15 protein-coding genes and 2 pseudogenes are annotated in these 12,950 nt (G+C 65.5%); 8 read left to right on the plus strand and 9 right to left on the minus strand.

Going from position 1 to position 12,950, the window contains the following annotated elements; translation table 11 throughout:
* Window positions 1-896: PQQ-dependent sugar dehydrogenase (locus tag ACFSX5_RS19025; protein ID WP_386835702.1), on the plus strand; the 896-nt coding region annotated here is incomplete at its 5' end.
* On the opposite strand, the gene ACFSX5_RS19030 is transcribed toward ACFSX5_RS19025, so the two are convergent.
* Window positions 830-1,180: a hypothetical protein gene (locus tag ACFSX5_RS19030; RefSeq protein WP_386835704.1), complete on the minus strand. Its 351-nt coding sequence runs from the start codon at window positions 1,178-1,180 to the stop codon at window positions 830-832. The genes ACFSX5_RS19025 and ACFSX5_RS19030 overlap by 67 nt on opposite strands.
* A 226-nt stretch (window positions 1,181-1,406) precedes the next feature.
* Between ACFSX5_RS19030 and ACFSX5_RS19035 the strand changes: the two genes are divergently transcribed.
* The gene (locus tag ACFSX5_RS19035; protein WP_386835706.1) at window positions 1,407-1,928 is read left to right on the plus strand and encodes a TetR-like C-terminal domain-containing protein; all 522 of its coding nucleotides are present in this window, start codon (window positions 1,407-1,409) and stop codon (window positions 1,926-1,928) included.
* On the opposite strand, the pseudogene secA reads toward ACFSX5_RS19035, so the two are convergent.
* Window positions 1,890-4,579: pseudogene (gene secA / locus ACFSX5_RS19040) on the minus strand (preprotein translocase subunit SecA). The gene ACFSX5_RS19035 and the pseudogene secA sit on opposite strands and share 39 nt — an antisense overlap.
* A 192-nt stretch (window positions 4,580-4,771) precedes the next feature.
* Complete coding sequence (locus ACFSX5_RS19045) at window positions 4,772-5,293, minus strand: hypothetical protein (protein WP_386835708.1); 522 nt, start codon at window positions 5,291-5,293, stop codon at window positions 4,772-4,774.
* A 65-nt stretch (window positions 5,294-5,358) separates the two neighbouring features.
* Here ACFSX5_RS19045 and ACFSX5_RS19050 point away from each other — a divergent pair.
* Both ACFSX5_RS19050 and ACFSX5_RS19055 read left to right on the plus strand, forming a co-directional pair.
* Window positions 5,359-5,624, plus strand: a pseudogene (locus ACFSX5_RS19050) (peptidylprolyl isomerase); the annotation flags it as partial.
* A complete protein-coding gene (locus ACFSX5_RS19055; RefSeq protein WP_386835728.1) occupies window positions 5,616-5,894 on the plus strand; it encodes a peptidylprolyl isomerase in 279 nt (92 codons plus the stop codon). The pseudogene ACFSX5_RS19050 and the gene ACFSX5_RS19055, both read left to right, overlap by 9 nt.
* 116 nt (window positions 5,895-6,010) lie before the next feature.
* On the opposite strand, the gene ACFSX5_RS19060 is transcribed toward ACFSX5_RS19055, so the two are convergent.
* From ACFSX5_RS19060 to ACFSX5_RS19080, 5 genes are all read right to left on the minus strand, one after another.
* A complete protein-coding gene (locus ACFSX5_RS19060) occupies window positions 6,011-6,352 on the minus strand; it encodes a hypothetical protein (protein WP_386835709.1) in 342 nt (113 codons plus the stop codon).
* A 240-nt stretch (window positions 6,353-6,592) separates the two neighbouring features.
* Window positions 6,593-6,814 carry a hypothetical protein gene (locus tag ACFSX5_RS19065; RefSeq protein WP_386835710.1) on the minus strand — a complete coding sequence of 74 codons (222 nt, stop codon included), beginning with the start codon at window positions 6,812-6,814 and terminating at the stop codon, window positions 6,593-6,595.
* A 116-nt stretch (window positions 6,815-6,930) separates the two neighbouring features.
* Window positions 6,931-7,245 (minus strand): hypothetical protein, encoded by a 315-nt coding sequence (locus ACFSX5_RS19070; RefSeq protein WP_386835711.1) that lies wholly within the window; start codon window positions 7,243-7,245, stop codon window positions 6,931-6,933.
* Between the two features lie 519 nt (window positions 7,246-7,764).
* Window positions 7,765-8,454, minus strand: coding sequence for a transposase (locus ACFSX5_RS19075; protein ID WP_386835713.1), 690 nt, complete (start codon window positions 8,452-8,454; stop codon window positions 7,765-7,767).
* Window positions 8,409-8,630 carry a hypothetical protein gene (locus ACFSX5_RS19080; RefSeq protein WP_386835715.1) on the minus strand — a complete coding sequence of 74 codons (222 nt, stop codon included), beginning with the start codon at window positions 8,628-8,630 and terminating at the stop codon, window positions 8,409-8,411. Before ACFSX5_RS19080 ends, ACFSX5_RS19075 begins: the two co-directional genes overlap by 46 nt.
* Before the next feature lie 490 nt (window positions 8,631-9,120).
* Between ACFSX5_RS19080 and ACFSX5_RS19085 the strand changes: the two genes are divergently transcribed.
* The 4 genes from ACFSX5_RS19085 (at window position 9,121) to ACFSX5_RS19100 (ending at window position 11,859) form a co-directional block, all read left to right on the plus strand.
* On the plus strand, window positions 9,121-9,342 hold the full coding sequence (locus ACFSX5_RS19085) for an IS110 family transposase (RefSeq protein WP_386835717.1): 222 nt from the start codon (window positions 9,121-9,123) through the stop codon (window positions 9,340-9,342).
* Entirely contained in the window at window positions 9,339-9,971 is a 633-nt protein-coding gene (locus ACFSX5_RS19090; RefSeq protein ID WP_386835719.1) for a transposase, read from the plus strand. Before ACFSX5_RS19085 ends, ACFSX5_RS19090 begins: the two co-directional genes overlap by 4 nt.
* Before the next feature lie 397 nt (window positions 9,972-10,368).
* Entirely contained in the window at window positions 10,369-11,163 is a 795-nt protein-coding gene (locus ACFSX5_RS19095) for a L,D-transpeptidase family protein (RefSeq protein WP_386835721.1), read from the plus strand.
* Window positions 11,164-11,208: 45 nt separating this feature from the next.
* Window positions 11,209-11,859: a hypothetical protein gene (locus ACFSX5_RS19100; protein WP_386832562.1), complete on the plus strand. Its 651-nt coding sequence runs from the start codon at window positions 11,209-11,211 to the stop codon at window positions 11,857-11,859.
* 6 nt (window positions 11,860-11,865) lie between these two features.
* On the opposite strand, the gene ACFSX5_RS19105 is transcribed toward ACFSX5_RS19100, so the two are convergent.
* The gene (locus ACFSX5_RS19105) at window positions 11,866-12,816 is read right to left on the minus strand and encodes a peptidylprolyl isomerase (protein ID WP_386832563.1); all 951 of its coding nucleotides are present in this window, start codon (window positions 12,814-12,816) and stop codon (window positions 11,866-11,868) included.
* Window positions 12,817-12,950: the final 134 nt, after the last annotated feature.

Below are 12,950 nucleotides of genomic sequence, written 5' to 3' on the forward strand. Positions count from 1 at the left end.
TCGACCTTGTCGGCCAGGGCGGATTGCTCGATGTGGCCCTGGCGCCCGATTTCGAGAGCACGGGGCGCATCTATGTCTCCTATGCCGAGCCGCGCGAGGACGGCAATGGCACGGCGGTGGCAGCGGCGACGCTGGTTCTCGACGAGAATGGCGGCGGCAGCCTCGAAGACGTGGAGGTGATCTTCCGTCAGGAGCCCACCTATGACGGCGAGTTGCATTTCGGTTCGCGCATCGTGCCCACTGAAGACGGCAACCTCTACATCACCGTGGGTGAGCGTTCGGACGAGCCGATCCGCGATCAGGCTCAGGAACTGGCCAGCGGGCTGGGTAAGGTGTTCCGCATCGATCCGGAAGGCGAGGCGCTGCCGGACAACCCGTTCATCGACAATGATGATGCCCTGCCGGAGATCTGGAGCCTCGTCACCGCAACGTCCAGTCGGCGACGCTCGATGGCGAGGGGCGGCTGTGGACGGTGGAGCACGGTGCCAGGGTGGGGACGAGCTCAACCGGCCGCAACCGGGCTCAACTATGGCTGGCCGGACGTGGCCTATGGCGTCAACTATGATGGCTCCACGATCGGCGAAGGGATCACCGCCAACGCCGAAACCGAGCAGCCACTCTACTATTGGGATCCGGTGATCGCACCCTCCGGCATGGCCTACTACGACGCCGACCTGATCCCCGAGTGGCAGGGTGCGTTCATCGTTGGTGGACTGGTGTCCCAGGGGCTGGTGGTGCTCCACATGGACGGCGACCGGGTGGCGTTCGAAGAGCGGGTGCCGCTCGAGGCGCGCGTGCGCGACGTGCGGGTCGGACCGGACGGCGCGGTCTATGCGGTGACCGAGAATCCGCGGGCAGGGTCCTCCACCATCGTGCGGGTTGCCCCCGAACAGTGAGTGTTTCCGGCCACCCCCTCCCGGCGGAGGGGTGGCTGATCCGGATCAGGCGGCGGCGGCGGGCTTGCGGCCGGTGATGAAGGCGCCGAAACGAGTCTGGATGAGGGCATGACGAAGAACACCATGGTGAGCACCATCAGCGGCACCAGCAACAGGGTGCGCTGCCACATCTGCCAGCCGTTGGTGAGCGGGAACAAGGCGTAGATGTAGAGGGTGATGACCGGGTAGACGCCGAAGAACATCAACAGGGCAAGGCGCAGGCGGGAGGCGATGGAAGGCATCATTTGTCTCCTAAACGATACGTGCCGTTTCATAACGGAACGTAGCGTAACGATCAAGACTTTTTTCGCCCGCATGGCTGCGCTATCTATGCTGCATGGCTGACCCAGCAGACGATGATCGCCGCCGTTCGATCGGTGCCCGGCGCAATCCCGATACACAGGAGGCGATCCTGCAGCGGGCGAGGCGATCCTGCTCGAAGAGGGTCCGGCGGCGTTTTCCATCGAGGCGGTGGCGCGGCGCGCCCGCGCCGGCAAGCCCACAATCTACCGGTGGTGGCCAAGCCGCGGCACTTTGCTGCTCGATATCTACCATCGCCAGAAGCCGCAGGCGCTGCACGGTCCGACGGATGACCTCGAAGGAGAGATCGCCGGGCTGATCGAGTGGCTCAGCGGCTATTGGCAGGGCAGCGCCGGTCAGGTGTTCCGGCAGGTGATCGCGGAGGCGCAGCGCGACCCGGCCTGTGCCGAACGGCTGCAGAGCTATGCAACGGAGCGGCGGGCGCATATCGGCGAGATGATCGAGCGGGCGATGGCACGCGGCGAGGTCGCGGATACGGTCGACCCGCTATTGGGCGCCGAGATGGTGCAGTCGCTGATCTGGCACCGATTGCTGACCGACCGGCTGGCGCTCGAGCCGGGGAGGCACAGAAGATCGCCGCGCAACTGGTGCGAGGCCTCAAGCCGTAAGCGCGGCGCCCGGCCGGCGCGTTCCTCAGAACGCGCCGTGGCAGTGCTTGAACTTCTTGCCTGAGCCGCAGGGGCAGGGCGCGTTGCGGGAGACGCCGACCAGGAGCTTGGGGTCGATCGGCTTCAGGGGACCGGTGGGGATCGAGGCGTCGTCGCCCACCGCGTCGTTCTCGCCCGTGGTCGGATCGATATGGGTCTGCTGCAGGCCGGACAGGTCTGGTGCCGGCTGCGGCTCGGGGCGGATCTGCAGTTCCACATGGCTGAGCTGCTGGGTGACGCGCTCGCGCAGCGTGCCGAGCAGGTTCTGGAACAGCTCGAAGGCCTCCTGCTTGTACTCGTTGAGCGGGTCGCGCTGGGCGATGCCGCGCCAGCCCACGACCTTGGAGAGGTGGTCGAGGGTAGCGAGGTGCTCGCGCCAGAGGCCGTCGATCGACTGCAGCACGATGGATTTTTCCACCTGGCGCATGATGTCGGCCGAGTACTTCTCGCGCTTCTCGGCGGCCTTTGCGTCGGCAGCCTCCACCAGGCGTTGGGTGACGATCTCGGCGTCGATGCCTTCCTCGGCAGCCCATTCGGCCGCGGGAATATCGAGGTTGAGCAGGGATTTCGCCTCGGTCGCCATGAGCTCGACGTCCCACTGCTCGGGATAGGAGCGGGGCGGAATGGAGCGAGAAACGATCGCATCGACGACACCGTGGCGCATCTCGGTGACGGTCTCGCCGACATCCTCGGCGTCCATCAGTTCGAGACGCTGCTCGAAGATGACCTTGCGCTGGTCATTCATCACGTCGTCGTATTTCAGGATGTTCTTGCGGATGTCGAAGTTGCGGGCTTCGACCTTGCCCTGGGCGCGCTCGATGGCCTTGGTGACCCAGGGATGGGTGATGCTTTCGCCCTGCTGCAGTCCGAGCTTGCTCAGCATGGAATCCATGCTGTCGACCGGGAAATGCGCATCAGGTCGTCCTGGAGCGACAGGAAGAAGGCCGAATGGCCCGGATCGCCCTGACGGCCGGAGCGGCCGCGCAACTGGTTGTCGATGCGGCGGGATTCGTGGCGCTCGGTGCCAATCACCATCAGGCCACCGCCGCAAGGGCCTTCTCCTTGGCCTCAGCAATGTGCGCTTGATCTCGGCGATCTTGGCTTCGCGTGCCTCGCCTTCCAGGCCCTCGGTCTCGCGCTCGATGCGCATCTCGAGGTTGCCGCCGAGCTGGATGTCGGTACCGGCGGCCGGCCATGTTGGTGGCGATGGTAATGGCGCCCGGCAGGCCGGCATCGGCGACGATATAGGCTTCCTGCTCGTGATGGCGGGCGTTCAGCACGTTCATCTGGCCGACATTCTTCTTGCGCAGAAGCTCGGCGAGCATTTCGGACTTTTCGATCGAGGTGGTGCCGACCAGCACCGGCTGGCCGCGCTCCTGACAGTGCTTGATCAGATCGGCGATAGCGTCGAACTTCTCTTCCGCGGTGCGGAAGATGGCGTCCTCGTCGTCCTTGCGCTGATGGGCAGGTTGGTCGGGATGGTGACCACTTCGAGCCCGTAAATGTCGCCGAATTCCTCCGCTTCGGTCGCCGCCGTACCGGTCATGCCGGCGAGCTTCTTGTAGAGGCGGAAGTAGTTCTGGAAGGTGATCGAGGCGAGAGTCTGGTTCTCGCCTGGATCTTGACGTGCTCCTTAGCCTCGAGCGCCTGGTGCAGGCCTTCGGAATAACGGCGGCCGGGCATCATGCGGCCACTGAACTCGTCGATGATCACCACTTCGTCGTTGCGGACGATGTAGTCCTTGTCCTTGCGGAACAGCTTGTGGGCGCGCAGGGCCGAGTTGAGGTGGTGGACCAGCGCCACGTTTTCGACGTCATAGAGCGAGGCGCTCTTGAGCAGGCCTTCGGTGGCGAGGCGTTCCTCGAGCTTTTCGATGCCCTGGTCGGTGAAGGTTGCGGCGCGGTGCTTCTCGTCGACCTCGAAGTCGCCCTCCTCGATGATCGACATCAGGCCGTCGATGCGGACATAAAGTTCGGAGCGGTCCTCCGACGGGCCGGAGATGATCAGCGGCGTGCGCGCCTCATCGATCAGGATCGAGTCCACTTCGTCGACGATGGCATAGGCATGGCCGCGCTGCACCATCTGCGCGCGGCTGTATTTCATGTTGTCGCGCAGATAGTCGAAGCCGAACTCGTTGTTGGTGCCGTAGGTGATGTCGGCTTCGTAGGCGGCCTTGCGCTCGGCATCGGTCAGGCCGTGCACGATGATGCCGGTGCTCATGCCGAGGAAGGAGTAGATGCGGCCCATCCAGGCGGCGTCGCGGCGGGCAAGATAGTCGTTGACGGTGACGACGTGGACGCCCTTGCCTTCGAGCGCATTCAGATAGACGGCAAGCGTTGCCACCAGCGTCTTGCCTTCACCGGTGCGCATTTCGGCGATGGCGCGCTCGTTGAGCACCATGCCGCCGATCAGCTGCACGTCGAAGTGGCGCATGCCGAGCACGCGCTTGGACGCTTCACGGACGGTGGCGAAAGCGGGCACGATCAGATCGTTGATCGACCGGCCGGCGGCGAGTTGCTCGCGGAACTCGGCGGTCTTGGCGCGGAGTTCGTCGTCGCTCAGCTGCTCGAACTGCGGCTCGAGGGCGTTGATCTGTGCCACCTTCGGCTGGAACCGCTTGACCTGCCGGTCCGAAGGCGTTCCGAACAAACGCCGGGCGAGCGCAGCTAGAGCCATAAGGTCGATCCCTTTCATGTCTCGCGTGTGGCGGGTGAGGAGGCGGGCATCGCACCCGTCGCTGCCGGTCGCCGGCGCGAGAATAAGCCTTTCAAGGCTTGGAAAAATGCATGGTTCCACCGGGCGGCGGAAAGCTGAACCGATGTAAGAGTGCCCCCTTGTCTTGTCAACGGCAGCCAAATGCGCGAATGCTCAACGGCCCTGCGCAGCCGGGCTTTCCAGCCCGACGACGTCGCTCAAAAAACGCGGCGCGGCATAATTCGGCCCCGCTCTCGTGATCAAGGCGGGCGATCCGTTCGGAACAGTCCGTTCCACAGCAACACCACCAGCCGGCGCCGCTGTGCGCCGTTCAAGGAGTTCCCCCAAGATGATCAAGTCCAAGCTGCGTCTCGCCCAGGCCGCGAGCGTTCTGGCGCTGGTGCTTTCGGCGACGGCGCTCGTGCCGGCCACGGCGCAGGATGCCGCTGCTCCCGCTGAAGCTCCTGCCGAGGCCGCAGCGCCGGCCGTGACCCCGAAACCGTGGTGGCCACCGTGGGCGGCAGCCAGATCACCGAGGCCGATCTCAGCTTCGCCGCTGAGGACCTGACGCAGGAACTCAGCCAAATGCCGCCGGAAGAGCGCCGCGCCTTCCTGCTCCGCGTGCTGATCGACATGAAGGTGATGGCCGATGCCGGCCGGGACGCTGGGATGGCCGACACGCTGCTGTTCCAGCAACGGCTGGCCTACCTGGAAGACCGGCCCTGCGCCGCGCCTATTTCGCGGAAACCATCGCCAATGCGATCACCGAAGAAGCGGTGCGGGCGGAGTACGACGCCTATGTCGCCGACTTCCAGCCGCAGCCGGAAATCCGCGCCAGCCACATCCTGGTCGAGACCGAGGAAGAAGCTCAGGCGGTCAAGGCCGAGATCGAGGGCGGTGCCGATTTCGCCACGCTGGCGCGTGAGCGGTCGATCGATCCGGGCGCGGCCAATGGCGGCGATCTCGGCTTCTTTGGCCGTGGCATGATGGTGGCCCCGTTCGAGGAGGCTGCTTTGCGCTGACCGATGCCGGGCAGGTGTCCGATCCGGTGCAGTCCCAGTTCGGCTGGCATGTGATCCGGCTTGAAGAAACCCGCGAGTCGACCGCGCCTGCCTTCGAGCAGGTGGCCGGCCAGCTGCAGCAGCGGCTGTTGATGCGCACCTTCGACGAAACCATCGCCAACCTGATGGCCGGCGTCCAGGTCGACATCCCCGATCCGGCCCTGGCTGCCGCCGTTCAGGCGCAGACCGAAGGTGCCGAGGTCGACGCGGAAGCGGCGGAAGAAGCCGCGCAGTAAGCCGGCTCAGCAGGTGACGCGGATCTCGGCGTAGCTGCTGAGTTCCGCGGTGCCGGCGGACAGCACCGCCAGCATGCAGGCGCTGCCCAGCAGCGGGAAATTGCCGCCGGCAGCCACTACGGAGCCGTCGAGCAGGTCAGGTAGCCCGGCTCGACGCTCGCTACCTCCACCACCGCCGGTGAATTGCACACCGGCCAGGTGTCTCCGGCCGAGACCAGAAAACGGGTCGCTGTGGGCAGGCAGTCGCCTGCATCGGCTGTTGCGGTTGTCGCAGGCGCTAATGCCGCGGGGGCCGCGGTGGCCGCCGATGTGCGCCAGTTTTCTTCCAGTACGGCGAGGCGGTTTTCGAGGTCGGCCAAGGCGGCTGTGTCAGTCGAAGTGCCCGCAGAACCGGGTGTGCCCTGGCGCAACAGATCCAGCGTCAGCCGCACCTGGGCCAGATCGGTCGATAGGCGCACGATCTCGCGGCGGTATCGGCATAGGTGAAGGCTGCAGCGGCAATGGCGGCGACGCCCACCAGTCCCACTGTGAAGGCTAGGATATTGCTCCAGCCAATAGGCTTGCGCGGGGGCGCGGTTGAACCGCCGACGCCGCCTTGGCTTCGGCCGCTACCGTCACTTCTGGGGCCGCAGGGCCGCTTTCCGATCCGTTCATGCCGGCCTCCGGTTGCTCCTGCTTATGGCAGAGAGTGCGGCGAACTACGACCGCTGCAACCGTGGATGGGGAATAGGCGCGGGCTTGCCGGAGATCACCGGTGTGATGTTTTCGTCCTTCCCGCCGCCGAAAAGATTGCCGAAGCCGCTGAAGAACCCGCTCACCGCCTCGCCGCGCTCCTTGATCGCGGCCGCTTCCGCAGCGGCGCGCTCCTGGTTGGCGAGCACCGACGCAAACTGGGCCTCGTCGGCTTGCTGCTTGGCCACCAGTGTCGGGTTGCTGGCAGAAGGCGGGCAGGGACCCAGCGGGTTGAGCGGCGCGCCGGCGACCGCATTGAAGATGTACTGGCGCTCGCAGACGTCCCAGGTCGGCGGCGCCTTGGTCAGTTCGAACAGGTCATGGCCTTCCTTGATGTCCTTCCAGAGTCGAGGTGGTCGTTCGATGCATGGCGCGCCAGATTCGCCGCGGTCATGCGGAAGGGGAAGATCTGGAGCTGGAAGCTCGGATTGCCGCCCTTGAAGGTTTCGCGGGCGAGGGCGTAGATCTCGGCGATGCCCTGGTCGGTCATGGCGTAGCAGCCGCGCGAGGAGCAGTCGCCATGCACCATGAGGTCGGTGCCGGTGCGGCCGTGGGCACGGTCGAACTTGTTGGGAAAGCCGGTGTTGAAGGCGAGATAATAGCTCGAGCGCGGATTCATCAGCCCGGGCGTGATGGTGTAGAAGCCCTCGGGCTTTGACGGTCGCCTTCCTTGAACTTGGGCCCAGGTCGCCCGAATAGGCGCAGATCTCATAGTCGCGGAACTTGCGGAACTCGCCCGACGCGGTGCGCTTCCACACTTCCAGGGTTTTTTTTCTTCTTGAAGATGCGGATGACCATGGCTTCGCCGGCGAGGAGCCCATGGCCTTGAGGGCGTTCACCGTGCCCGAGGAGAGTGGCTGGTTGTGCCGGTTGTTGTCGCTCTTGGCAGGAAGCCGCCACACGCGGCGAGCCCGAAGGCCACCCACAGCAGGATCAGCACGGAGAGGAACTTGCGCAGAAACACGGTCGACGAACCCGATGGAGGACGGCGCCCCTGCCGGAGCCGGGTTCGCGCAGCATGTACAGTGCTGGTGAACGAAGCCTTTACCACGAGCACTTTGCCGCCGGAAGCGGGACGCTATACACGCGGATGTGAGGGAAGCTCTCCTGCCCTCCGATAGACCTCATGGTGACAGGTTCAGGATGAGCAACCATTAGCTATGGGTCCAGGGTTGGCCTCGTTGCAGAACGGTGTTGGCAAAGATGACGAGTTTTCGAGCGCAGGCGACAAGGGCGAGCTTGTGGGGTTTGCCAGCGGCAGTAAGGCGGGCATAGAGCGCCATGAGTTGGCGGTTCCATCGATAGGCGGCAGGCAGGGCCGCGGCGTAGAGGGCCTGCCGGGGCGGGCACGGCCGCCGGCGATGTGGCGCCGCCCGTGATGCTTGCCGCTGTCGTGGTCGAACGGTGCCAACCCGATCAGGGCAGCGGCCTGTTCACGGCTGATGCTGCCCAGTTCCGGCATGGCGATCAGCAAGGCCAAGGCGGTCGGTATGCCGATGCCGGGGACGGAGAGCAGCAGATCGAGCCGCCGCCCGAGAGCCTTGTCGGCCCGCACCGCCCGTTCCAGCCGGCGCCGTTCGTCGCGCAGGCGGGCCTTGAGTGCGGCAATGTCAGCGGCAACCAGGCTGGCAAGACGGGTATCGTGCAGATGCTCGAGCCGGGTCTTGAGCCGGGCGATGTCCTGGACCAGCTGGTCGATGAAGACCAGATGCTCGTGCAAGCCGGCCAGTGTCGGATCGGCAGCCGCCCTGTCCATCCCGAACAGGACGGTGAAGGCAGCAATCACCCGGGCATCCAGCCGGTCGTTCTTGGCGCGCTGCAACCGCATGCGGGCAACAGGCGTACCTGCAGCGGCTGGTGCAGGATCACCTTGAACCCGGCCTCCCGCAAAGCCGCGACCACGCCACGTTCGTAGCCGCCGCTGGCTTCGATGCCGACCCGATCGACACCGGCCTTGAGCAACCACTCCGCCGCCGCTTGCCATCCGGCCGCGTCATTGTTCACCCCGCAGCCATCCCTCGCCGGGCGTCACCGCCAGATCAAGAGCTGCCTTGCCGGTATCGATCCCGGCCACAAATGTGCTAGAATGGCTCATCTTCCTCGTCCCGTCCTTGCAATGCGAACCCTGGGTTCAATCAACCATGCGGGCCCGATGAAGACTGACGGCAACGATCCCGCTCATCCTCAGACAAAGGTGCACACCACCGTCTGGGTCTACCTCGATCCGATGCCGCCGCCGCGGCCTGTTCGACACCAGGCCGCGGCGGCGGCATCGGATCGAGGTAGACCCAGACTGGTGGTGTGCACCTTTGTCTGAGGATGAGCGGGATCGTTGCCGTCAGTCTTCATCGGGCCCGCATGTTGATTGAACCCAGGGTTCGCATTGCAAGGACGGGACGAGGAAGATGAGCCATTCTAGCACATTTGTGGCCGGATCGATACCGGCAAGGCAGCTCTTGATCTGGCGGTGACGCCCGGCGAGGGATGGCTGCGGGTGAACAATGACGCGGCCGGATGGCAAGCGGCGGCGGAGTGGTTGCTCAAGGCCGGTGTCGATCGGGTCGGCATCGAAGCCAGCGGCGGCTACGAACGTGGCGTGGTCGCGGCTTTGCGGGAGGCCGGGTTCAAGGTGATCCTGCACCAGCCGCTGCAGGTACGCCTGTTTGCCCGCATGCGGTTGCAGCGCGCCAAGAACGACCGGCTGGATGCCCGGTGATTGCTGCCTTCACCGTCCTGTTCGGGATGGACAGGGCGGCTGCCGATCCGACACTGGCCGGCTTGCACGAGCATCTGGTCTTCATCGACCAGCTGGTCCAGGACATCGCCCGGCTCAAGACCCGGCTCGAGCATCTGCACGATACCCGTCTTGCCAGCCTGGTTGCCGCTGACATTGCCGCACTCAAGGCCCGCCTGCGCGACGAACGGCGCCGGCTGGAACGGGCGGTGCGGGCCGACAAGGCTCTCGGGCGGCGGCTCGATCTGCTGCTCTCCGTCCCCGGCATCGGCATACCGACCGCCTTGGCCTTGCTGATCGCCATGCCGGAACTGGGCAGCATCAGCCGTGAACAGGCCGCTGCCCTGATCGGGTTGGCACCGTTCGACCACGACAGCGGCAAGCATCACGGGCGGCGCCACATCGCCGGCGGCCGTGCCCGCCCCCGCAGGCCCTCTACGCCGCGGCCCTGCCTGCCGCCTATCGATGGAACCGCCAACTCATGGCGCTCTATGCCCGCCTTACTGCCGCTGGCAAACCCCACAAGCTCGCCCTTGTCGCCTGCGCTCGAAAACTCGTCATCTTTGCCAACACCGTTCTGCAACGAGGCCAACCCTGGACCCCATAGCTAATGGTTGCTCATCCTGAACCTGTCACCATGAGGTCTATCGGAGGGCAGGAGAGCTTCCCTCACATCCGCGTGTATAGCGTCCCGCTTCCGGCGGCAAAGTGCTCGTGGTAAAGGCTTCGTTCACCAGCACTGTACATGCTGCGCGAACCCGGCTCCGGCAGGGGCCGCCGTCCTCCATCGGGTTCGTCGACCGTGTTTCTGCGCAAGTTCCTCTCCGTGCTGATCCTGCTGTGGGTGGCCTTCGGGCTCGCCGCGTGTGGCGGCTTCCTGCCCAAGAGCGACAACAACCGGCACAACCAGCCACTCTCCTCGGGCACGGTGAACGCCCTCAAGGCCATGGGCTCCTCGCCCGGCGAAGCCATGGTCATCCGCATCTTCAAGGAAGAAAAACCCTGGAAGTGTGGAAGCGCACCGCGTCGGGCGAGTTCCGCAAGTTCCGCGACTATGAGATCTGCGCCTATTCGGGCGACCTGGGCCCCAAGTTCAAGGAAGGCGACCGTCAAAGCCCCGAGGGCTTCTACACCATCACGCCCGGGCTGATGAATCCGCGCTCGAGCTATTATCTCGCCTTCAACACCGGCTTTCCCAACAAGTTCGACCGTGCCCACGGCCGCACCGGCACCGACCTCATGGTGCATGGCGACTGCTCCTCGCGCGGCTGCTACGCCATGACCGACCAGGGCATCGCCGAGATCTACGCCCTCGCCCGCGAAACCTTCAAGGGCGGCAATCCGAGCTTCCAGCTCCAGATCTTCCCCTTCCGCATGACCGCGGCGAATCTGGCGCGCCATGCATCGAACGACCACCTCGACTTCTGGAAGGACATCAAGGAAGGCCATGACCTGTTCGAACTGACCAAGGCGCCGCCGACCTGGGACGTCTGCGAGCGCCAGTACATCTTCAATGCGGTCGCCGGCGCGCCGCTCAACCCGCTGGGTCCCTGCCCGCCTTCTGCCAGCAACCCGACACTGGTGGCCAAGCAGCAAGCCGACGAGGCCCAGTTTGCGTCGGTGCTCGCCAACCAGGAGCGCGCCGCTGCGGAAGCGGCCGCGATCAAGGAGCGCGGCGAGGCGGTGAGCGGGTTCTTCAGCGGCTTCGGCAATCTTTTCGGCGGCGGGAAGGACGAAAACATCACACCGGTGATCTCCGGCAAGCCCGCGCCTATTCCCCATCCACGGTTGCAGCGGTCGTAGTTCGGCCGCACTCTCTGCCATAAGCAGGAGCAACCGGAGGCCGGCATGAACGGATCGGAAAGCGGCCCTGCGGCCCCAGAAGTGACGGTAGCGGCCGAAGCCAAGGCGGCGTCGGCGGTTCAACCGCGCCCCCCGCGCAAGCCTATTGGCTGGAGCAATATCCTAGCCTTCACAGTGGGACTGGTGGGCGTCGCCGCCATTGCCGCTGCAGCCTTCACCTATGCCGATACCCGCCGCGAGATCGTGCGCCTATCGACCGATCTGGCCCAGGTGCGGCTGACGCTGGATCTGTTGCGCCAGGGCACACCCGGTTCTGCGGGCACTTCGACTGACACAGCCGCCTTGGCCGACCTCGAAAACCGCCTCGCCGTACTGGAAGAAAACTGGCGCACATCGGCGGCCACCGCGGCCCCCGCGGCATTAGCGCCTGCGACAACCGCAACAGCCGATGCAGGCGACTGCCTGCCCACAGCGACCCGTTTTCTGGTCTCGGCCGGAGACACCTGGCCGGTGTGCAATTCACCGGCGGTGGTGGAGGTAGCGAGCGTCGAGCCGGGCTACCTGACCCTGCTCGACGGCTCCGTAGTGGCTGCCGGCGGCAATTTCCCGCTGCTGGGCAGCGCCTGCATGCTGGCGGTGCTGTCCGCCGGCACCGCGGAACTCAGCAGCTACGCCGAGATCCGCGTCACCTGCTGAGCCGGCTTACTGCGCGGCTTCTTCCGCCGCTTCCGCGTCGACCTCGGCACCTTCGGTCTGCGCCTGAACGGCGGCAGCCAGGGCCGGATCGGGGATGTCGACCTGGACGCCGGCCATCAGGTTGGCGATGGTTTCGTCGAAGGTGCGCATCAACAGCCGCTGCTGCAGCTGGCCGGCCACCTGCTCGAAGGCAGGCGCGGTCGACTCGCGGGTTTCTTCAAGCCGGATCACATGCCAGCCGAACTGGGACTGCACCGGATCGGACACCTGCCCGGCATCGGTCAGCGCAAAGGCAGCCTCCTCGAACGGGGCCACCATCATGCCACGGCCAAAGAAGCCGAGATCGCCGCCATTGGCCGCGCCCGGATCGATCGACCGCTCACGCGCCAGCGTGGCGAAATCGGCACCGCCCTCGATCTCGGCCTTGACCGCCTGAGCTTCTTCCTCGGTCTCGACCAGGATGTGGCTGGCGCGGATTTCCGGCTGCGGCTGGAAGTCGGCGACATAGGCGTCGTACTCCGCCCGCACCGCTTCTTCGGTGATCGCATTGGCGATGGTTTCCGCGAAATAGGCGCGGCGCAGGGCCCGGTCTTCCAGGTAGGCCAGCCGTTGCTGGAACAGCAGCGTGTCGGCCATCCCAGCGTCCCGGCCGGCATCGGCCATCACCTTCATGTCGATCAGCACGCGGAGCAGGAAGGCGCGGCGCTCTTCCGGCGGCATTTGGCTGAGTTCCTGCGTCAGGTCCTCAGCGGCGAAGCTGAGATCGGCCTCGGTGATCTGGCTGCCGCCCACGGTGGCCACCACGGTTTCCGGGGTCACGGCCGGCGCTGCGGCCTCGGCAGGAGCTTCAGCGGGAGCAGCGGCATCCTGCGCCGTGGCCGGCACGAGCGCCGTCGCCGAAAGCACCAGCGCCAGAACGCTCGCGGCCTGGGCGAGACGCAGCTTGGACTTGATCATCTTGGGGGAACTCCTTGAACGGCGCACAGCGGCGCCGGCTGGTGGTGTTGCTGTGGAACGGACTGTTCCGAACGGATCGCCCGCCTTGATCACGAGAGCGGGCCGAATTATGCCGCGCCGCGTTTTTTGAGCGA

This window comes from Devosia albogilva, from assembly GCF_042685625.1.
Classification (GTDB): Bacteria; Pseudomonadota; Alphaproteobacteria; order Rhizobiales; family Devosiaceae; genus Devosia; species Devosia albogilva.